The 17,761-nt window shown below is 74.5% G+C and carries 18 protein-coding genes; 5 read left to right on the top strand and 13 right to left on the bottom strand.

The window, feature by feature from the left end; translation table 11 throughout:
• The first annotated feature begins 47 nt into the window (after window positions 1-47).
• Window positions 48-1,880 (top strand): succinate dehydrogenase flavoprotein subunit, encoded by a 1,833-nt coding sequence (gene sdhA / locus EDF32_RS04635; RefSeq protein ID WP_123307362.1) that lies wholly within the window; start codon window positions 48-50, stop codon window positions 1,878-1,880.
• Window positions 1,880-2,644, top strand: coding sequence for a succinate dehydrogenase iron-sulfur subunit (locus tag EDF32_RS04630; protein ID WP_123307361.1), 765 nt, complete (start codon window positions 1,880-1,882; stop codon window positions 2,642-2,644). The genes sdhA and EDF32_RS04630 overlap by 1 nt, the downstream gene beginning before the upstream one ends.
• Before the next feature lie 96 nt (window positions 2,645-2,740).
• Here the strand turns inward: EDF32_RS04630 and EDF32_RS04625 are convergent, their stop codons facing one another.
• From EDF32_RS04625 to EDF32_RS04605, 5 genes are read right to left on the bottom strand one after another with little or no spacing between them, the layout of a single operon-like run.
• Window positions 2,741-3,832, bottom strand: a complete 1,092-nt coding sequence (locus tag EDF32_RS04625; RefSeq protein WP_123307360.1) for a YihY/virulence factor BrkB family protein — start codon at window positions 3,830-3,832, stop codon at window positions 2,741-2,743.
• 13 nt (window positions 3,833-3,845) lie between these two features.
• Window positions 3,846-4,400, bottom strand: coding sequence for a 2'-5' RNA ligase family protein (locus tag EDF32_RS04620; RefSeq protein ID WP_123307359.1), 555 nt, complete (start codon window positions 4,398-4,400; stop codon window positions 3,846-3,848).
• Complete coding sequence (trpS, locus tag EDF32_RS04615; RefSeq protein WP_123307358.1) at window positions 4,397-5,482, bottom strand: tryptophan--tRNA ligase; 1,086 nt, start codon at window positions 5,480-5,482, stop codon at window positions 4,397-4,399. Before trpS ends, EDF32_RS04620 begins: the two co-directional genes overlap by 4 nt.
• A 46-nt stretch (window positions 5,483-5,528) precedes the next feature.
• Window positions 5,529-5,900: a Sec-independent protein translocase TatB gene (locus tag EDF32_RS04610; protein WP_123307357.1), complete on the bottom strand. Its 372-nt coding sequence runs from the start codon at window positions 5,898-5,900 to the stop codon at window positions 5,529-5,531.
• 10 nt (window positions 5,901-5,910) lie between these two features.
• A complete protein-coding gene (locus EDF32_RS04605; protein ID WP_233565706.1) occupies window positions 5,911-7,281 on the bottom strand; it encodes a S1C family serine protease in 1,371 nt (456 codons plus the stop codon).
• A 183-nt stretch (window positions 7,282-7,464) separates the two neighbouring features.
• Here EDF32_RS04605 and EDF32_RS04600 point away from each other — a divergent pair, with 183 nt between their 5' ends.
• The gene (locus tag EDF32_RS04600) at window positions 7,465-8,070 is read left to right on the top strand and encodes an O-methyltransferase (RefSeq protein WP_123307356.1); all 606 of its coding nucleotides are present in this window, start codon (window positions 7,465-7,467) and stop codon (window positions 8,068-8,070) included.
• A 69-nt stretch (window positions 8,071-8,139) separates the two neighbouring features.
• Here the strand turns inward: EDF32_RS04600 and EDF32_RS04595 are convergent, their stop codons facing one another.
• The 5 genes from EDF32_RS04595 to dapE form a co-directional block, all read right to left on the bottom strand.
• Window positions 8,140-8,304, bottom strand: coding sequence for a DUF3117 domain-containing protein (locus tag EDF32_RS04595; RefSeq protein WP_123307355.1), 165 nt, complete (start codon window positions 8,302-8,304; stop codon window positions 8,140-8,142).
• A 136-nt stretch (window positions 8,305-8,440) separates the two neighbouring features.
• Window positions 8,441-9,715, bottom strand: a complete 1,275-nt coding sequence (locus EDF32_RS04590) for a hypothetical protein (RefSeq protein ID WP_123307354.1) — start codon at window positions 9,713-9,715, stop codon at window positions 8,441-8,443.
• Window positions 9,712-10,551, bottom strand: a complete 840-nt coding sequence (gene folP, locus EDF32_RS04585) for a dihydropteroate synthase (protein WP_123307641.1) — start codon at window positions 10,549-10,551, stop codon at window positions 9,712-9,714. Before folP ends, EDF32_RS04590 begins: the two co-directional genes overlap by 4 nt.
• A gap of 86 nt (window positions 10,552-10,637) precedes the next feature.
• Entirely contained in the window at window positions 10,638-11,501 is an 864-nt protein-coding gene (locus EDF32_RS04580; protein ID WP_123307353.1) for a TIGR00730 family Rossman fold protein, read from the bottom strand.
• 48 nt (window positions 11,502-11,549) lie between these two features.
• Window positions 11,550-12,671, bottom strand: coding sequence for a succinyl-diaminopimelate desuccinylase (gene dapE / locus EDF32_RS04575; RefSeq protein WP_123307352.1), 1,122 nt, complete (start codon window positions 12,669-12,671; stop codon window positions 11,550-11,552).
• Between the two features lie 46 nt (window positions 12,672-12,717).
• On the opposite strand from dapE, the gene dapD reads away from it, so the two are divergent.
• Window positions 12,718-13,698: a 2,3,4,5-tetrahydropyridine-2,6-dicarboxylate N-succinyltransferase gene (gene dapD / locus EDF32_RS04570; protein WP_123307351.1), complete on the top strand. Its 981-nt coding sequence runs from the start codon at window positions 12,718-12,720 to the stop codon at window positions 13,696-13,698.
• Window positions 13,699-13,703: 5 nt separating this feature from the next.
• Window positions 13,704-14,663 carry a hypothetical protein gene (locus EDF32_RS04565; protein ID WP_199734820.1) on the top strand — a complete coding sequence of 320 codons (960 nt, stop codon included), beginning with the start codon at window positions 13,704-13,706 and terminating at the stop codon, window positions 14,661-14,663.
• Window positions 14,664-14,699: 36 nt separating this feature from the next.
• Here the strand turns inward: EDF32_RS04565 and EDF32_RS04560 are convergent, their stop codons facing one another.
• From EDF32_RS04560 to fdxA, 3 genes are all read right to left on the bottom strand, one after another.
• Window positions 14,700-15,998, bottom strand: a complete 1,299-nt coding sequence (locus tag EDF32_RS04560; RefSeq protein ID WP_123307350.1) for a citrate synthase — start codon at window positions 15,996-15,998, stop codon at window positions 14,700-14,702.
• Window positions 15,999-16,246: 248 nt separating this feature from the next.
• Window positions 16,247-17,425 carry a succinyldiaminopimelate transaminase gene (dapC, locus tag EDF32_RS04555; protein WP_123307349.1) on the bottom strand — a complete coding sequence of 393 codons (1,179 nt, stop codon included), beginning with the start codon at window positions 17,423-17,425 and terminating at the stop codon, window positions 16,247-16,249.
• A 7-nt stretch (window positions 17,426-17,432) separates the two neighbouring features.
• Window positions 17,433-17,750, bottom strand: a complete 318-nt coding sequence (fdxA, locus tag EDF32_RS04550; protein ID WP_123307348.1) for a ferredoxin — start codon at window positions 17,748-17,750, stop codon at window positions 17,433-17,435.
• Window positions 17,751-17,761 lie beyond the last annotated feature (11 nt).

Raw genomic sequence — 17,761 nt, 5'->3', positions numbered from 1 at the left:
CACCACCGCATCCATCCGTTCGGAACCGCCAGGAGGCATCGACCCCGATGCAGACCCACCAGTACGACGTCGTCATCGTCGGTGCCGGAGGCGCCGGCATGCGTGCGGCGCTCGAGGCGTCCGGCGAGGTCCGGACCGCCGTCATCTCCAAGCTGTACCCCACGCGCTCCCACACCGGCGCCGCGCAGGGCGGCATGTGCGCCGCCCTCGCGAACGTCGAGGAGGACAACTGGGAGTGGCACACGTTCGACACCGTCAAGGGCGGTGACTACCTCGTCGACCAGGACGCCGCCGAGATCATGGCCAAGGAGGCCATCGACGCGGTGCTCGACCTCGAGCGGATGGGGCTGCCCTTCAACCGCACGCCCGAGGGCCGCATCGACCAGCGGCGCTTCGGCGGCCACACGCGCAACCACGGCGAGGCGGCCGTGCGCCGCTCGTGCTACGCGGCCGACCGCACCGGGCACATGATCCTGCAGACGCTGTACCAGAACTGCGTCAAGCAGGACGTCGAGTTCTTCAACGAGTTCTACGTCCTGGACCTCATCACCACCCACGACCTGTCCCAGGGCGACGTGCCCGACGACGAGGACGTGCACGCCACCGGCGTCGTCGCCTACGACCTGCAGACGGGCGAGATCCACGTCTTCCAGGCGAAGTCGATCATCTTCGCCACGGGCGGCGCGGGCAAGATCTTCAAGACGACGTCGAACGCCCACACCCTCACGGGCGACGGGATGGCGCTCGCGCTGCGCCGCGGGTTCCCCCTCGAGGACATGGAGTTCTTCCAGTTCCACCCGACGGGGCTCGCGGGCCTCGGCATCCTGCTGTCCGAGGCGGCGCGCGGCGAGGGCGCGATCCTGCGCAACTCCGAGGGCGAGCGCTTCATGGAGCGGTACGCCCCCACGATCAAGGACCTCGCGCCCCGCGACATCGTCGCGCGCTCCATGGCGAACGAGGTCCGCGAGGGCCGCGGCTGCGGCCCGAACAAGGACTACGTCCTGCTCGACCTCACGCACCTGGAGCCGGCGCACATCGACGCCAAGCTCCCGGACATCACGGAGTTCGCCCGCACCTACCTCGGCATCGAGCCCTACACGGAGCCCGTGCCGGTGTACCCGACGGCGCACTATGCCATGGGCGGCATCCCGACCAACGTGGACGCCGAGGTGCTGCGCGACTCCCACCACGTCGTCAAGGGGCTGTACGCGGCCGGCGAGGTCGCCTGCGTCTCCGTGCACGGGTCCAACCGCCTCGGCACCAACTCGCTGCTGGACATCAACGTCTTCGGCAAGCGCGCCGGCCGCACGGCCGCCGCCTACGCACGGACGGCGTCCTTCACCGAGCTCCCCGAGGACGCGGCGGCCCGGACCGTCGCCCAGCTCGACGAGATGCGCGACCGGCCCGACGGCGACCGCGTCGCCGACGTGCGCCGGGCGCTGCAGGAGACGATGGACGCCAACGCCCAGGTGTTCCGCACCGGGGAGTCGCTGGGCCAGGCCCTGACGGACATCCGCGAGCTGCAGGCGCGCTTCCGCACCGTCTCGGTCCAGGACAAGGGCCGGATGTTCAACACCGACCTCCTCGAGGCGCTCGAGCTGGGCTTCCTCCTCGACATCGCCGAGGTCACGGTCGTCGCGGCGATCAACCGCAAGGAGTCGCGCGGCGGCCACTACCGCGAGGACTTCCCGAAGCGCGACGACACCAACTACATGCTGCACACGATGACGTACCGCCGGCCGCCGTCGGCGCCCGACGCCGTCGACGGCACGGTCGAGGAGTACTTCGACCACGTCGAGGAGTTCGACGGCTACAAGGTCGTCCTGGGCTCCAAGTCCGTGACGCAGACCCGCTACGAGCCGATGGAGCGGAAGTACTGATGACTGCCACCCTCGAGGACGCCCCCGCCGCCGAGCAGCCGGCGGGCGAGATCCCCACCTTCGACGTCACGCTGCGCGTGCGGCGCTACTCGCCCGAGAACGGCGAGGAGTCCACCTGGGACGAGTTCACGGTCACCGCGCACGGGACCGACCGCGTCCTGGACGCCCTGCACATGATCAAGTGGGAGAAGGACGGCTCGCTCACGTTCCGCCGCTCCTGCGCGCACGGCGTGTGCGGGTCGGACGCGATGCGGATCAACGGCCGCAACCGCCTCGCCTGCAAGACGCTCCTCAAGGACGTCAACCCGGACAAGCCGATCACGGTCGAGCCCATCAAGGGCCTGCCCGTGCTCAAGGACCTCGTCGTGGACATGGAGCCGTTCTTCGCCTCCTACCGCGAGATCATGCCGTTCCTCATCACCCACGGGAACGAGCCCAGCCGCGAGCGCATCCAGTCCGCCGAGCAGCGCGAGCGCTTCGACGACACGACCAAGTGCATCCTCTGCGCGGCGTGCACCAGCTCGTGCCCCGTGTTCTGGACGGACGGGCAGTACTTCGGTCCCGCCGCCATCGTCAACGCGCACCGCTTCATCTTCGACAGCCGGGACGACGGCGCCACCCAGCGCCTGGAGATCCTCAACGACAAGGAGGGCGTGTGGCGCTGCCGCACGACCTTCAACTGCACCGAGGCGTGCCCCCGTGGCATCGAGGTCACCAAGGCGATCGCCGAGGTCAAGCAGGCGATGATCACCCGCGCCTTCTGACGGCCCGCGGCCGCGCCGACGACGCCGCCCCACCCCTCGCGGGGGTGGGGCGGCGTCGTCGTTCCTGGGCCTGCCTGCCGGTCGAGGCGTCGCGGCTCAGGCGCCGTCGGGGTGGTTCTCGGGGCGCAGCGCCTCGCCGCGCCCGACGAGCCGGCGCGCGCGCGGGCGCAGGCCGCGGCGCACCCCGCGCACGACCGGGCTCCACGGGTAGCCGACCCCCTGGCCTGCGCGCACGGCCGCCTCGCGCGCGGCGCGCTCGGCCGGGGTCTCCACCGGGTCCGGGTGCGGCTCGACGAACGGCGGGTCGGCCATCCAGGAGGCGACCATGAGCAGCACGCGCGCCACGAAGTTGACGAGCAGCAGGAGCGTCACGATGACGGCGGCGGGCGCGAGGATCGGGTTGCCCTGCGCGCTGCCGGCGACCACGCTCGTGCCGAGGTATCGCAGGACCCCGAACGCGACCGCGGCGAGCAGCGCCCCGAACCACAGGTCCCGGGCCCGCGGACGCGCACCGGCCACGATCCAGACGATGCCGACGACGAGCGCCGCGTCGATCACCAGGCTCGCCAGGATCCCTGCGACCTGCACGGCGACCGCCCCGGACTCCCCGAGGTGGAGCAGGTCCGCGAGCCAGCTGCTGAGGCTGCCCACCACCACGCTCGCCGCGGTCGAGACGATCACCCCGATGCCGAGCCCGACGAAGCCCGCGAGCGCCCAGACCTTGCTCAGCACCGGGCTCTGGCCGATCTCGGAGAGCCCGAACATGGCCCGCACGCCGCGGCGCAGGTAGGTCATGAAGCTGATCGCCGTCCACAGCAGGACCAGCGCGGGGACGAGGGTGGACCAGCCGAGCTCGAGCCGCAGCTGGTCCGGCGTGATCATCCCGCCGTCACCGGTGTCGATCAGGTTCGGCACGAACGAGTTGACCTCGTCGAACACGCGGTCCTCGAGCTCGACGTTCGAGCCGAGCACGGTGGCGAAGGCGGTGTACCCGATGGTCAGCGCGGCGAACACCGAGAACAGCGCCGAGAACGCGATGCCGCCGCACAGGAGCGCCCCGCGCTCGCCGCCGTAGTGCTGCAGCGCCCGCCCCGGGCGGCTGTGCTTCCAGAGGTCGTTCAGGCGCTTGCCCCGGGTCACCAGGGCGGAGGTCGACGACGTCGTCTCCTCGTCGGTCGCGGCGGCCATGCCCCGACCCTAGTCAGCGCACGGCGGGCCCGCCCGCGAGCGCGAACTCCCGGACCGGTCGCCAGACGCCGTCGTCCCCGTGCTCGTACAGGTGCAGCGCGACGACGTCGAACTTCTCGTCGAAGCCCGCCATCTCGGCGAACGCGCGGTCCAGCGCGTCGTCGGGCACCTCGTGCGCCACGGTCACGTGCGGGTGGTAGTTGAAGCGCAGCTCCTGGGCGAGCAGGTCCGTGCGCACGAGCGACTCGAGCCGCTCGCACTCCGCGATGCCCTCGACGACCTGGACGAACACGACCGGTGAGACCGGGCGGAACGTCGCGGTCCCACGCAGGTGGACCCGGAACGGCGCGACGTGCGCGCACAGCGCCCGCAGGTGCTCATGGACGCGCGGCACCTCGGCCTCGTCGACGACCGTCGGGCCGAGCACCGTGATGTGCGGGGGGATGGTGTCCGCGAGCGGGTCGCCGAACCGGGCCCGCGCGCGCTGCAGCCGGGTCGCGTACGGCTCGGGGACCTCGATCGCGACCCCGACGCGCAGCTGCCCGTCGCCCCGCTCCGGCAGGTTCACCGCACCGGGCTCCCGGTGGCGACCGCGGACCGCGCCGGGAGCAGCCCGAACCGGTCGTAGTAGCGCTCCAGCGTGCCCTGGGCGATGTCGCGGGCCCGCTCCGCCCCGCGCGCGAGGACGGCGTCGAGCTCGGCCGGGTCGTCGAGGTACGTCGCCGCCCGCTCCTGGAAGGGCACCAGGAGGTCGACGACGGCGTCCGCCAGGTCGACCTTCAGGTGCCCGTACCCGCGCCCGTCGTACTCCGCGGCGATCGACCCCACGTCCCGCCCGGTGACGGCCGAGAAGATCGTCAGCAGGTTGGAGATGCCGGGCTTGGCGTCCCGGTCGAAGAACACCTCGGTGCCGGAGTCCGTCGCGGCGGCACGGATGCGCTTGGCAGCGGCCTTCGGCGAGTCGAGCATGCCGATGACGCCCTTGTCGCTGGTCGCGGACTTGCTCATCTTCGCCGTCGGGTCCTGCAGGTCGTAGATCTTGGCGACCGACCGGACGATGTGCGGCTCCGGCACGACGGCGGTGCCCGGTCCGAAGCGCGCGTTGAGCCTCGCCGCGAGGTCGCGCGTGAGCTCGAGGTGCTGGCGCTGGTCCTCGCCGACCGGCACGCGGGCCGCGTCGTACAGCAGGATGTCGGCGGCCATCAGCACCGGGTAGGTGAACAGCCCGACGTTCGTGCCCTCGGTCCCGCGCTTGGCCGACTTGTCCTTGAACTGGGTCATGCGCGCCGCCTCGCCGTACCCGGTCTGGCAGGACAGCAGCCACGCGAGCTCCGCGTGCTGCGGCGCGTGGGACTGGACGAAGAGCGTCGAGCGCTCCGGGTCGATCCCGCCCGCGAGGTACTGCGCCGCGGTGCGGCGGGTGCGCTCGCGCAGCAGCGCCGGGTCGGGGTTGACCGTCAGCGAGTGCAGGTCCACCACGGAGTAGATGGCCTCGTGGGACTCCTGCAGCGCGACCCACTGGGTCAGCGCGCCGATGTAGTTGCCCAGGTGCAGCGTGTCGTCGGTCGGCTGCATCCCCGAGAAGAGGCGGGGCAGGCCCGACGACGGGGCGGGGACGGCGGCGGTGGCGTGCTCGGGCATGGGGGCCATTCTGTCAGGTCGGGCGGGTGCGTCGGCGGACCGGTCCACCGGCGGGTCAGGTCGCCTCGTCGTCCCACGGGGCGGGGTGCTCCGGCGAGACCGGTGGCCCGGCGGGCGCCGGTGCTGCGGCGGCGGCTGCGGCGCCCGCCGGACGCACGGCGGCCCCGGCTCCGGAGCCGTCCATCAGGGCGTCGCGCACGATGCGGCGCGGGTCGTACTGGCGCGGGTCGAGCTTCGACCAGTCGACGTCCTTGACCTCGTCGCCGAGCTCGTCGTCCACGCGCGCCTTGGCCTGCTCGAACCAGGCGCGACCGGACCGGACGACGCGGCCGAGCTGCTCGGCGTAGCCCGGGAGGCGCTCGGGGCCGATGAGGACCACGGCGAGCACGAGGAGCACGACGAACTCGCTCCCGTTGATCCCGAACACGCGGCTCAGACTACTCGCTGGTCGCCTCGTCGAGGACCACGCGGACGTCCCGCTCGGCGCCCTCGCCCCCGGCGGGCCGCACCCGGAGCGTCACGGCGTCGCCCGGCGCGCGGGCGCGCACCGCGACCACGAGCTCGTCGGGGCTCGTGACCGGGCGGCCGTCCACGGCGACGATCACGTCGCCCGGCCGGACACCGGCGTCGTCCGCGGGGCCGCCCGGGGCGACGGGGGGCTCGTCGCCCGAACCGTCGGCCACGACCTTCACGCCCTCGCCGGTGTACCGCTCGTCGAGGTAGACGCCGATCACCGGGTAGGTGGCCGTCCCGTCCTCGATGAGCTGCTCGGCGGTTCGCCGCGCCTGGTTCGACGGGATGGCGAAGCCGAGGCCGATGCTGCCGGTCGCCTGGAAGGAGCCCGGCGGCTGGGCGATCGCGGAGTTGATGCCCACCACCTCCCCCGCCATGTCCACCAGCGGGCCGCCGGAGTTGCCCGGGTTGATCGCCGCGTCGGTCTGGATGGCGTCGATGAACGCCGTCCCCGACGACTCCCCCGCCGTGACCGGCCGGTGCAGCGCGCTGACGATCCCCGTGGTGACGGTGCCGTCGAGCCCGAGCGGGGCGCCGACGGCGACCACCGGGTCGCCCACCGTCGTCGCGTCGGAGTCGCCGAGCACCAGCGGCGTCAGGTCGCGCGCCCTCACCCGCACGACGGCGAGGTCGTAGTCGGCCGTCGCGCCGACGAGCGAGGCGTCCAGGTGGGTGCCGTCGGGCAGCAGCGCGACGATCGCGCCCTTCGCGCCGGCCGCCGCGACGACGTGGTTGTTCGTCAGCACGTAGCCGTCGGAGCGGATGACGACGCCGGAGCCCGTCGTGACCCCGTCGGACCCCTCGACGCGCAGGGAGACGACGCTCGGCGTGACCCGCGCGGCGACGTCGCCGACGGAGGCCCCGGCGCCGCCGGTGCCCGCCGCGCCGTCCGACCCCGTCCCCTCGGCGCCCCGGGCGGGCGACGCGGGCTGCGGGAGCGCGGCGTCGACGGGCCGGTACATGCCCGCGGCGTCGACGATGCGCTCCGCCGCGATCCCGCCCACCGCGCCGGCGACCAGGGCGACGACCGCCACGCCCGCGGTCAGCACCGGGCCGACGCGCCGCGCCGCGGGCCGTGGCCAGTCCGCGGCGGGACGGGCGGGTCCCGCCGGAGCGCCGTGCCCGTGCTGAGGCTGCGGGGGCGGCCCCGACGGCGACGGGTCCGGGCGCTCGTGCGGCGCACCGGCCGGTGCGCCGCGCGCGGGGGCCGGCGTCGGCGACGCGAACAGCCCGTCACCGCCGGTGCCCGCCTCGGACGCGGGGACGGGCGGTCGCGTACGGGGGTCGTCGGCCACCCCTGAACGATACGTGGCGCCCGCTCCGCTCGTGGCTGCCCGGCCGCCGCGCGCGGCGGCGGGGCGCGCCGCACGTCGCCCGGTAGCATCGACCCGGTGGCGCCGTCGGGAGCACGGCACCGGACCGGGGAGGCAACCATCAGGGACGTCGGCGGTACCACGAGCGCGCAGGCCGCGGGGTGGATGTACTGCGAGGAGTTCGTCCCGGAGGACGAGGTCCTGCTGCGCGCCAGGGAGCGCGCCGCGGAGCTCGGGTGCCGGTCCGTGTCGTCGGGCACCGGCGCCGCGATCAGCGCGATCGCGGCGGCGCTGCAGGCCCGGGCGGTCGTGGAGGTCGGCACCGGGACCGGCGTGGGCTCGCTCTGGCTGCTGCGGGGGATGCCCGCGGACGGCGTGCTCACGACCATCGACGTCGAGGTCGAGCACCAGCGGGCCGCCAAGCAGGCGTTCGGGGAGGCCAGGGTCCGCCCGACGCGCACCCGCACCATCCCCGGGCGCGCCCGGGACGTGCTCCCCCGGCTCACGGACGGCGCGTACGACCTGGTGCTCGTCGCGGCGGACCGCCCCGGCTACGCGGACTACGTCGAGCAGGCGCTGCGCCTGCTGCGCCCCGGGGGCGTACTCGCCGTCGACGGCGCGCTCGGCGGGGGCAAGGTCGCCGACCCGGCGCGGCGCGACGACGTCACGACCGTCGTCCGGCAGGTCGGGCGGGCGCTGCGCGACGACGAGCGCGTCGTCCCGGCGCTGCTGCCCGTCGGCGACGGGCTGCTCGTCGCCGTGCGCCGCTGAGCCGCTCCCGGACGACGAAGGGCCGGGCAGCACCCGCAGGTGCGCCCGGCCCGATCCGTACGGGGTCGGTCAGCCGACGGCCTGGAGAGCGTCGCCCAGCTCGCTCGCCTCGGTCGCGTTGAGCTCGACGACGAGCCGGCCACCACCCTCGAGCGGGACGCGCATGACGATCCCGCGGCCCTCCTTGGTCACCTCGAGAGGTCCGTCGCCCGTCCGCGGCTTCATCGCAGCCATTGGTGGCTCTCCATTTCTGTCGTGCATCGGCTCGTTCGCCTCTGCGGTCCGTCGGCGGGGACCCGGTCGGCCCCCATGGACGTCCGTAGAGGTCCAGGTCACAGTCTAGTTCACCGCCGTGCGTGGCTCGGACCGGTCACGGCGGCCACCCGCTGGGCGGGACGAGCCGCCAGAAGGTCCAGACCCACCAGAGCTGGCCCGCCACGCTCGCGACGACGACGCACCAGAACCACAGGCGCGAGCGGGTCCACCCGACCAGGGACGCGCCGAGCGGGAACGCGAGGAGCAGGAACCGCACGAGGCTGCTGCCCGGCGGCACGACCGCCACGAGGTACGCCAGGTACGCGCCCGACCACGCCTGCAGCTCCGGGCCGAGCCGCGCCGTCGGCGGGCTGAGCACCGCGGCCGCGAACGCGACGAGGACGGCGAGCATGATCCACGGCCCGGCGTCGCCCCACAGCCATCGGGACACGTCGATCCAGGGCTGGACGGGGACGACGTCGGCCCCGGCGCGCCAGGCGGACTGGGTGCGGAAGTACGCGTCCCGCTCCCCCGTCACCGCCCCGACGACGAGCTGCCAGGCCACGCCCGCGAGCAGCGTGATCACGAGGAGGGCGCCGACCCGCGCGCCGTCGACCAGGGCGCGCCCCCGCGCCGCCGCCCGGGCACCCGCCGGGGCGGCGGCCCGGGCGCGCCACCAGTGCCGGGCGCGCACGAGGCCGTGCCAGAGCACCACGCAGGCCATCGGCAGGGCCACGGCCCGGCTGAGCCCGAGCAGGAGCACCGCCCCCGCCGCCCACTCGTAGCGGCGCCGCACGAGGAGCAGGAGGGTCGTGGCGACCAGGAGCAGGCCGAGGCTCTCGGTGTAGGCGGTCTGCAGCACCGGCGACGACGGGAACACCGAGACCACGGCGACGGTCGCCAGCGGGAGGCCGGGCCGGCGCGCCACCGCGCGGTCGGCGCCGGCCACGAGCCGGTGGATCACGAGCATCGCCGCCGCGCCGAGCAGGAGCGAGAGCGTGGGGGCCACGACGTCCCAGCCGAGGCCCGTCAGGCTCGTCAGGCCGCGGGCCAGCACCGGGAAGAGCGGGTAGAACGCCCACGCGTTCTGCTCGACGGCGCCGTCGTCACCGCGCGGCAGCGTCGACGGATACCCGCCCTCGGCGATGGAGCGGTACCAGGACGCGTCCCACATCCGGCCCGTCCACTGCGCGTACGACGGCGACGCGGGGGTCCACAGGTTCTCGGCCTGCTGATGGGCCACCACGAGCAGGATCACGGCGCTGACGAGCCGCGCCGCACCGTAGACGGCGAGCACCTGCACCCACCACGGCCAGTCCCGCACCGCGGCGGCCGCGCGGGCGGCCGCCGCCGGTCGTGCCGCCGGCGCTGCGGGCACCGTCGCCGTCACGCGAGCCCCCGGGTCGCCCGGGCCGGCGCGAGGTCCCCGCGCACGACCGCCACCATCTCCAGCACGCGCACGGTCTCGCGCACGTCGTGCGCCCGGAACACGCGCGCGCCGAGCCACGCCGCCACCGCGGTCGCCGCGAGCGTGCCCTCGAGGCGCTCGTCGGCCGGCAGGCCGAGCGACTCCCCCACGAAGTCCTTGCGGGAGAGCGCCATGAGCAGCGGGAAGCCGAGGCCCGCGAGCGCCTCGGTGCGCCGCAGCAGGTGCAGGGAGTGCCAGGTGTTCTTGCCGAAGTCGTGCGTCGGGTCCACCAGGACGGACGCGGCCGGGACACCGGCTTCGACCGCCCGCCGCGCCGCGGCGCGGAGGGTCGCGACGACGTCGCGCAGGACGCCGTCGCGCGGGTCGGCGAGCCCGTCGCCCGGGTAGGCGACGCGGTACGGGTCGGTGCGGGGCACGGCGCCGCCCGTGTGCGAGCACACCAGGCCGACGCCGTGGCGACCCGCCACCTCGGCGACCCGCGGGTCGTGGCCCGCCCACGTGTCGTTGACCAGGTCGGCCCCGGCCGCCGCGGCCGCGTCCGCGACCTCGGCGCGCCACGTGTCGACGCTGACCAGCAGGTCGGGGAACTCCTCGCGCACGCGGGCGACGAACGGGACGACGCGGCGCACCTCCTCCGCCGCGTCCACCTCGGGACCGACCCCGGCGCGGACGCCGCCGACGTCCACGATCGCCGCGCCCTCGACCGCGGCGCGCTCGACGGCGCGCAGCGCGACCGCGTCGTCGAGCTGGCGGGCGCCGGCGTAGAAGGAGTCGTCGGTGCGGTTGACGATGGCCATAACGACCGGCGCCGGGCCCAGGTCCCGGCCCCGGAGCACGAGCGGGGCGGACGACGCGGGCGGGCTCGCCGGTGCGGACCCGCCGCTCACGCGGTGCGGTCCGCCTGGCCGTCGGGCGCCGCGTCCGGGTCGGCCGCGGCGTCCGCGGCGCCGGACCGCGCCTCCGCGGCGTCCTGGACGGCGGCGCGCTCCTGCTCGGCCAGCTCCGCGCCCCGGTCGCACACGTACTGCACGGCCGACGCCGCGTCGTCGAACACCCGGACCAGCTCGAGGTCGTGCTCGCTGATCATGCCGCGGGGCAGGACCACCTCCCTGGCCCAGTCGAGCAGCCCGCCCCAGTAGTCGGCACCGACCAGGGCCACGGGGAACTCGGTGACCTTGTGGGTCTGGACCAGGGTGAGGGCCTCGAACAGCTCGTCGAAGGTGCCGAAGCCGCCGGGCAGGACCACGAAGCCCTGGGAGTACTTGACGAACATCATCTTGCGCGTGAAGAAGTACCGGAAGCTGATGCCGAGGTTGACGTGCTCGTTGACGCCCTGCTCGAAGGGCAGCTCGATGCCGAGGCCGACCGAGGTCCCGCCGGCGAGGGACGCGCCCCGGTTCGCCGCCTCCATGATGCCGGGACCGCCGCCCGTGATGACGGCGTAGCCCTCCTCGACGAGGCGGCGCCCGACGTCCTCGGCGAGCGCGAAGTCGGGGTGCTCGGGGCGCGTGCGCGCCGAGCCGAAGACGGAGACCGCGGGGCCGAGCTCGGCCAGCGCGCCGAAGCCCTCGACGAACTCGCTCTGGATCCGCAGCACCCGCCACGGGTCGTTGTGCACCCAGTCGGCGTCCTGCGTGGAGTCCAGCAGCCGGGCGTCGGTGGTCCGTCGCGGGATCTGGGAGCCGCGCAGCAGCACCGGACCCTTGCGGTAGCCCGAACCGGACTGCGGGAGGCCTTCGTCGCTCATGCCGCCGAGCCTACTGGTGCCCGGCCGAGGGGCGCGGAGGCCGCACGCTCAGCGCGTCAGCCACTCCCGCAGGGCCGCGTAGCAGGTCCGCACGTCGGCGACCGGGCACCGCTCGTCGTCCTTGTGCGCCAGCAGCGGGTCGCCCGGACCGAAGTTCACGGCGGGCACGCCGAGGGCGGAGAAGCGCGCCACGTCCGTCCAGCCCTGCTTCGCGGCCGGCTCGACGCCGGTGAGCCCGAGCACCGTCGCGGCGAAGTCCCGGGCCAGCGGCGAGTCGAGGCCGGGGCGCGCGCCCGGCGCGGCGTCGGTCACGACGACGTCGTACCCGTCGAAGAGCTCGCGCACGTGCGCCTCCGCCTCCGCGACGGTGATCGACGGCGCGAAGCGGTAGTTGACGGTGACGGTGCAGCGGTCGGGGACGACGTTGTTCGCGGTCCCGCCGGCGATGCGGACAGCGCTCATCCCCTCGCGGTACACGAGGCCGTCGACGTCGACCTCCCGTGCCCGGTACGCGGCCAGGCGCCCGAGCACCTCCGCCGCCGCGTGCACCGCGTTCCGGCCCGCCCACGGCCGGCCGGAGTGCGCGGCCACGCCCCTCGTGGTCACCTCGGCACGCAGCGTGCCCTTGCACCCGCCCTCGATCCCGGCGTTCGTCGCCTCACCGAGGATCGCGAGGTCGCCCGCGAGAAGCTCGGGACGGTGGCGCACGAGACGCCCGAGCCCGTTGAGGTCGGCCTGCACCTCCTCGTGGTCGTAGAAGACCCAGGTGACGTCCTTCGCCGGCGCATCGAGCGCGACGGCGAGCGCCAGCTGCACCGCCAGTCCCCCGAGCATGTCGACGGTGCCCCGGCCCCACAGGACCGCGTCGTCGCCCTCGCCCTCGAGCCGCGTGGGCAGGTTCGGCGGGTCCGTCAGCGGGACGGTGTCCAGGTGCCCGGCGACCACGACGCGGTGCTCGCGACCGAGGTCCGTGCGCGCGACGAGGGCGTCGGCGTCGCGCACCACGTCCAGGTGCGGCGCGGCCCGCAGCGCGTCCTCCACGAGGTCCGCGAGCGCCGTCTCGTCGCCGCTGACCGACGGCACATCGCACACCGCGCGCCACAGCCGGACGAGGTCTCCGGAGGGGTCGAGCGGCGGGTACGTCGGGCCGGGGGCGGCGGTCTCATGCATGGGACGCGACTCTAGCGCGCGGGCGCCCTCCGTCTAGGCTGGCGCCATGACCTCCGCGCGCACCGCACCCCCCGAGAGCCCGGCCCCCGGCGAGAGCCGTCGCGCCTGGGCGGACGGCCTCGCCACCGTGGCCGACGACGGCACGACCCTCGACGTCTGGTACCCCGCGCCCGCTCTGGGCGAGCCGTCGGGCCCGGTGCCGGAGTCGCTCGCCCTGCTCGCCGAGCGCGACGAGGCGCGTCGCGTCGACGTCCGCGCCGTCCGCACCTCGATCGACCTGGACGCCGCGCCGGCGGACCCGGCGGACGCCTACCTGCGCCTGCACCTGCTCTCCCACCGCCTCGTGCGCCCGCACGGGCTGAACCTCGACGGACTCTTCGGCGTGCTGACCAACGTCGTCTGGACCAGCCAGGGCCCCTGCGCGGTCGAGGGGTTCGAGGAGACCCGCCTGCGCCTGCGCGCCGCGACCGGCCAGGCGGTCACCGTCTACGGCGTGGACAAGTTCCCGCGCATGGTCGACTACGTCGTCCCGAGCGGCGTCCGGGTGGCCGACGCCGACCGGGTGCGGCTCGGTGCGCACCTCGCGCCGGGCACCACGGTCATGCACGAGGGCTTCGTGAACTTCAACGCGGGCACGCTGGGCACCTCGATGGTCGAGGGGCGGATCTCCGCCGGTGTCGTCGTCGGCGACGGCTCCGACGTCGGCGGCGGCGCGTCCGTCATGGGCACCCTCTCCGGCGGCGGCACGGAGGTCATCTCGATCGGCCGCCGCTCGCTCCTCGGGGCGAACGCCGGCGTCGGCATCCCGCTCGGCGACGACTGCGTGGTCGAGGCCGGCCTCTACGTCACGGCGGGCACCAAGGTGAGCGTCGTCGCCGGCGGCGGCGAGCCCACCGTGGTCAAGGCGCGCGAGCTCGCCGGCCGGGACAACCTCCTGTTCCGCCGCAACTCGCTGACCGGCGCGGTCGAGGTCGTCGCGCGCGCCGGGACCGGCATCGAGCTCAACGCCGCGCTGCACGCGAACTGACGCCGGTGACCGGTCGCACCCCGCACCGCGCGCGGCGCACGCTGCTCGCCGTCACGGGGGTGGTGGCCGCCGGCGCCCTGGCGATCGGTGGCGTCGTGGTCGGGCTGAAGGTCCTCGACGACCGCCGGCCCGTCACGGAGCGCTGCACCGCCGCGGTCGACGGGACGAGCGCCGACCTCACGCCGCAGCAGGCCGACGTCGCGGCGCTGGTCGCGGTCACCGCCGAGCGTCGCGGGATGCCCGCGCGGGCCGCGACGATCGGCCTGGCCACCGCGTCGGCCGAGTCCCACCTGCGCAACCTCGACCACGGGGACCGCGACTCGCTCGGGATCTTCCAGCAGCGCCCGTCCCAGGGGTGGGGCACCGAGGCGGAGGTCACCGACCCGGTGCACGCGACGAACGCGTTCTACGACGCGCTCGAGGACGTCGACGGCTACACGCGCATGCGGGTGACGGAGGCCGCGCAGGCCGTGCAGCGCTCCGCCTTCCCGGAGGGCTACGCGCCGCACGCGACGCGGTCCGGGATCTGGGCCTCCGCGCTGACCGGCTGGTCGCCGGCCGCGCTGACCTGCACGCTGCGCGACGTCGCGCAGCCCGCTCCCGCGCCCGACGCCGTGGCGGAGCTCGAGGGGCGCGTGGTCCGCGACCTCGGCGACCTGCCGACGCGGACCGCCGGTGTCGGTGCGGCGCCGCAGGGGCGCGCCGGCGTGGAGGTGGACGCGCGGGGGCTCGGCGGCACCGACCCCGGCGACGCGTCGGCCGCGGCGCGGTCCGCCTGGTCCGTGGCGCAGTGGGCGGTCGCCACCGCGAGCACCACCGACGCCGTGGCCGTCGCCGTCGACGGTCAGGTGTGGACGCGCGAGAGCGCGGCGTGGAGCCGTCCGGACGAGGACGACGACGGGCCCGCTGGCGCCGGTCCCCCGCCGGCACCGGGCCGCGTCGCGGTCACCGTCGCGACGTCCTGAGCCTCCCGGGGACCGGGCGGCTCGGCGCCGCGGGGCTCAGCGCTCCTCGACGGGGACGTACGGCCGCGCGGGCGCGCCCGTGTAGATCTGCCGCGGGCGGCCGATCTTCGTCTGCGGGTCCTGCATCATCTCGCGCCACTGGGCGATCCACCCCGGCATGCGCCCGAGCGCGAACAGCGGCGTGAACATCGCCGGCTCGAAGCCCATGGCCTTGTAGATCAGGCCCGTGTAGAAGTCGACGTTCGGGTAGAGCTTGCGCTCGATGAAGTAGTCGTCGTTGAGCGCGATCTCCTCGAGCCCCATCGCGATCTCGAGCAGCTCGTCGTTCTTCCCGAGGCTGGAGAGCACGGCGTGGGCGCTCTCCTTGACGATCGCGGCGCGCGGGTCGTAGTTCTTGTAGACGCGGTGCCCGAACCCCATGAGCCGGACGCCGTCCTCCTTGTTCTTGACCTTGGTCATGAACGCGTCGACGTCGACGTCGCTGCCCTGGATCTGCTGGAGCATGTCGAGGACCGCCTCGTTCGCCCCGCCGTGCAGCGGCCCGGAGAGCGCGTTCACCCCGGCGGCGACGGACGCGTAGAGGTTCGCGTTGCTCGAGCCGACGATGCGGACCGTGGAGGTCGAGCAGTTCTGCTCGTGGTCGGCGTGCAGGATGAGGAGCTTGTCCAGGGCGTCCACGACGACCGGGTCCGCCTCGTACTCCTGGTACGGGCGGGCGAAGGTCATGCGCAGGAAGTCGTCGACGTAGCCGCGAGAGTAGTCCGGGTACAGCAGCGGCTCGCCCGAGCGGCGGCGGTGCAGGTAGGACGTGATGGTGCGCGTCTTCGCGAGCAGGAGCACGGTGGCCAGCTCGACCGTCTCCGGGTCGTGCGGGTCGAGCGACTCCGGGTAGAAGGTCGAGAGCGCGTTGATCGCCGAGGCGAGGACGGCCATCGGGTGCCCGTCGCGCGGGAACGTGCCCATGAACGTGCGGAAGTCCTCGTGGACGAACGTGTGGCGGTTGACCCGCTCCACGAACGCCTCGAGCGCCGCGGTGTCGGGCAGCTCGCCGTGGATCAGGAGGTAGGCGACCTCGAGGAAGGTGGAGCCCGCGGCGAGCTCGTCGATCGGGTACCCGCGGTAGCGCAGGATGCCCGCGTCGCCGTCGATGTAGGTGATGTCCGAGCTGCAGGAGGCGGTGTTCATGAAACCGGGGTCGACGGTGACCAGCCCGGTCGACTTCAGGAGGCTCGACACGACGATCCCGTCGTTGCCCTCGACGGCCCGCACGACCGGCAGGTCCTGGGTCTCGCCTCCGGCGGTCAGCTGCACCGTCGCGTTGTCCGTGCTGGTCATGGGTGTCCTTCCTGCGGCCCGTCGCCGGGTCTCTCGTGGAGCCGGCGTGGACGTGTGGTCCGATGTGACATCACGGTCGCCCGCGCGCGGCGGGCCGATCGCAGGCACGCGCGCGAGGGACGTCGCTGCCCAGGGCGACGCTATCCCGGAACAATCTCACGTGACCAATCCGGAACCGTCACAGAACCGACACATGGGTGTGATCCGGGTCACAGCGTCACGCTCGTCACCGGGCGGTCAGCCGCGCGTCACGCACCCGCCAGGCGGGCGGCGGCCTCGCCGACGCGCTCGTCCGGCGCCGTGAGCGCCAGCCGCACGTGACCCGCCCCCGCCGGCCCGTAGAACGTGCCGGGGCCCACCAGGATGCCGAGCCCGGCGAGCCCGGCGACCAGGTCCCAGCACGGCGCGGCGGCCGGGTCGACGGCGTCGCCGACGCCCCGCGCGTCGGGCGCGCCCGAGGTGCCGCCCTCGGCGCGGACCCACAGGTACAGCCCCGCCTCCGAGCGGTCCACCACCAGGCCCGCGGCCTCCAGCCCGCCGCGGAGCACGGCGCGACGGCGCGCGTACACCGCCCGCTGGGCGGCGACGTGCGCGTCGTCGCCCAGCGCGGCCGCGGTCGCGGCCTGCACGGGCGCCGGCACGATCATGCCGAGGTGCTTGCGGGTGGCCAGCAGGTCGGCGACGAGGTCGGCGTCGCCGGCGACGAACGACGAGCGGTACCCGGCGAGGTTCGACTGCTTCGACAGCGAGTAGACGGCGAGCAGGCCGTCGTGGGACCCGCCGCACACCTGCGGGTCGAGGATGCTGGGCACGCCCGCGCTCGCGTACGGCTCCTCCCAGGCGAGCTCGGCGTAGCACTCGTCGCTCGCGACGACCGCGCCGATCTCCCGCGCGGCGGCGACCACGCGTGCCAGGTGCTCGCGGCTCGCGACGGCGCCCGTGGGGTTGCTCGGCGAGTTGACCCAGACCAGGCGCACGTCGGCCCGCCCGGCCCACGCCTCGACGTCGTCGGTCGCGAGGGTGGACGCCCCGGCGAGGCGCGCGCCGACGTCGTACGTCGGGTACGCGACCTCCGGGTGGACGACGACGTCCCCCGCACCCAGGCGCAGGAGCGAGGGCAGGAGCCCCACGAGCTCCTTCGAGCCGACCGTCGGCAGCACGGCGTCCGGCGAGAGCGACGGCACGCCGCGCCGGCGGGCGAACCAGGCGCTGACGGCCTCGCGCAGCGCCGGCGTGCCTTGCGTCGTCGGATAGCCGGGGGCGTCGGACGCGCCCGCGAGCGCGTCCCGGACGACCTCCGGGGTCGGGTCGACGGGAGTGCCGACCGACAGGTCGACGATCCCTCGCGGGTGCGCCCGGGCCGTCACGGCGTAAGGCGCCAGCGTGTCCCAGGGATAGGCGAGACCGCTCAGGTCACCGAGGCCCACGGCAGGCTCAGGCCTGGGGCGGGAGGGCGGCGATCATCGGGTCGTCCTTCGCGATGAGTCCCATCTTCGCCGCACCGCCGGGCGAGCCGAGCGAGTCGAAGAACTCGACGTTCGCGCGGTAGTAGTCGCTCCACTCCTCGGGCACGTCGTCCTCGTAGTAGATCGCCTCGACCGGGCAGACCGGCTCGCACGCCCCGCAGTCCACGCACTCGTCCGGGTGGATGTAGAGCGAGCGCTCGCCCTCGTAGATGCAGTCGACCGGACACTCCTCGACGCACGCCTTGTCCTTGACGTCGACGCACGGCAGGGCGATCACGTAGGTCACGACGCGGTCCT

It is taken from the genome of Cellulomonas sp. PhB143 (assembly GCF_003752595.1).
GTDB lineage: Bacteria > Actinomycetota > Actinomycetes > Actinomycetales > Cellulomonadaceae > Paraoerskovia.
The sequence above is the reverse complement of the archived record's forward strand: the minus strand, read 5'-3'. Positions and strand labels throughout refer to the sequence as shown.